This window comes from Microcystis sp. M53603_WE2 (genome assembly GCF_030065435.1).
The window spans coordinates 1-2,383 of record NZ_JASJFF010001107.1; the positions used below are offsets into that span (position 1 = coordinate 1).

2 protein-coding genes are annotated in these 2,383 nt (G+C 43.1%); one reads left to right on the forward strand and one right to left on the reverse strand.

What is annotated here, in order from left to right; genetic code table 11:
• The coding region (locus PX481_RS23375) for an ArnT family glycosyltransferase (RefSeq protein ID WP_288096316.1) at positions 1 to 1,458 on the reverse strand (1,458 nt) is incomplete at its 3' end.
• Positions 1,459 to 1,487: 29 nt separating this feature from the next.
• On the opposite strand from PX481_RS23375, the gene PX481_RS23380 reads away from it, so the two are divergent.
• A complete protein-coding gene (locus tag PX481_RS23380; RefSeq protein ID WP_288023720.1) occupies positions 1,488 to 2,288 on the forward strand; it encodes an aminotransferase class IV in 801 nt (266 codons plus the stop codon).
• The last annotated feature ends 95 nt before the right edge of the window (positions 2,289 to 2,383 follow it).

Below are 2,383 nucleotides of genomic sequence, written 5' to 3' on the forward strand. Positions count from 1 at the left end.
ACTATAAAAATTTAACGAGGGGCGCTCGTAGGCAAAAGCAATATAAACAGGGTGATCGGCCGGCACATATTTCTCCACTAAACTCGCCACCGGTTTGACGGGGAAATTCTCATTTAATTCCCAGATCCACAGGGGAGAATTGACGAAAATAAACAAAGAAACCAACATTCCCCAGAGTAAAACCACGCTGAATTGTTGCGAGCGCCGGGCTAACAAAATCGCCGTTGTCACCATGGTCAAGGACAGTGACAATAAGGTTAAAAGAATTAAGGGATGGAGAGGTTCAATAGCGGCAAAATTACCTGGAAAATAGGCTATTAAAGCTAATAAACCCGCCCCAACGCCGATAATACCCAGAATAATTGACCAGATTGGATGATAGGGGCGATCGATGGGAAGATTACCCACTTGCGCCAAGGCATAACCGGCCGCTAAAGCCAAGGCCGGGTATATCGGCAGAATATACCAAGGCAACTTCGTCGCCATTACCGAAACCACGAACAGATAAACACCCGTCCAAACTAACAGTAACTTCCCCCAACTGTAGAGATATTCCTGACGAGCTAAACGTAAACCCCAAACCGAGAAAATTAACCAAGGCCAACTATATTTAAGAATTTCCAGCAGATAATACCAAAACGGTCCGCGATGATTGTCCAGATCGTCACTAACTCGCTTTAACTGTTGAACAAAAAGGGAATCGAGAAATTCCCGCTCGTAGTGCCAAAATTGGGCGGCATACCAAGCAAAAGCGGGGGTTGCTCCCAATAACCAACCCGACCAAAAATAGGCAGAAGTTAATAACCGGGGGGTATCCCAGAGCAGAAAAATCAAGCCGATACCCGCCAATAATAGCCCCATAATCCCCTTAGTCAGACAAAGGAGGGCAAATCCTAACCCCGCCCCCAGAGACCAGCGTAAATCGCGTCGTGAGCGCAGTAAACCAACAAACATCAGGATTTCAAAACATAATACCGCTCCATCCAACATGGCTAAACGGCCATGACGCACCACCGGCAAAAGAGTTAAATAAATCAAGGCCGACAGTAAAGCTGGCAAACGAGCCGGAAAAATTTCTCGACCGAGAAGATAAAGAAGCGGCACCGATAAAGCTGTAAAAAAAGCGGGAATTAGTCTAGTATTGGCCTCATTGATACCCCAGAAATGGTAGGTTAGACCAATTAAACTATGAATCAACGGCGGTTTATTCAGGTAGGGATCACCCCAAAGACTAGGAAATAACCAGCGCAATTGTTCCAGTGGAGTTTGGCTAATTTCCTTGGCCACCTGAGCGATTGTTGCCTCATCCCAATCCCGCAAGGGTAAATTCCCTAATCCCACTAGATAGATAATTAAGGCCGCTATTAATAATCCCAGTAAACACAGAAATTCTTTAAAATTTTCTCTCTGACGCAATTTATAACTAGAATATCCCCAAGTAAATTTTTGACGGTTCATAAGCTAGGGCAGTAAACAGTTAACTGATTATGTATTGGTATAATGGCGAATTAATCGAGGATGAGCGAATCAGTCTGGGTATTGATGATATTGGGCTGCTTTATGGAGCGACAATATTTACTACCCTGCGTGTCTATCAACACAGCTTAGATCATCCCCTGACCCATTGGCAAGAACATCTCAAACGTCTGCACTCTAGTTTACAAGTTTTTCAATGGCCTGATCCCGATTGGCAGCGAATTCGCCAAGGAGCCGAAGAATTATCCCTATTCTATCCTGTCCTGAGAATCACAATTTTTCCCGATGGTAGGGAGTGGATTAAAGGCAGATTTCTCCCCGAAGATTTAAACCTGAGACAAGAGCAAGGAATTATTGGCTGGGTAATAGATAATCCCGCTTGGCAACGCGTTTTAGGAGAACATAAAACTGGTAATTATTTAACCCCTTGGTTAGCGTCACAAACTGCTCAAAAAAAAGGAGCAAAAGAAGCGATATTAGTCGATCGAGTTGGGAATTGGTTAGAAACTAGCACGGGCAATTTATGGGGATGGAAAGATAATTGTTGGTACAGTCCCCTGCTTACTGCTGATATTTTACCCGGAATCGGGCGCTCGGCTTTGATCGGCTGGTTAAAAAAACAAAATATTTCCCTGCAAGAAAATCTCTGGACCCCCGAATTTGTCAGGACTTTAGAAGGGATTGCTTATAGTAATTCCCTGGTGGAAATTATCCCTTTTAATTCTATTCTTGGCTGGAATCTAGAGATAAATACAGCTATTTATAGAGAAATTTTACCAGATTTACAGCAATATTTTTCCAGTCAATTATAGAATAAATAGGGTTTGCTGAATAAATCTAAAAACCTTATCCAACAAGGTTTTTAGACTTTTTTTCCCTCAAAAAGTGCCGACCATGGGAGTGATTG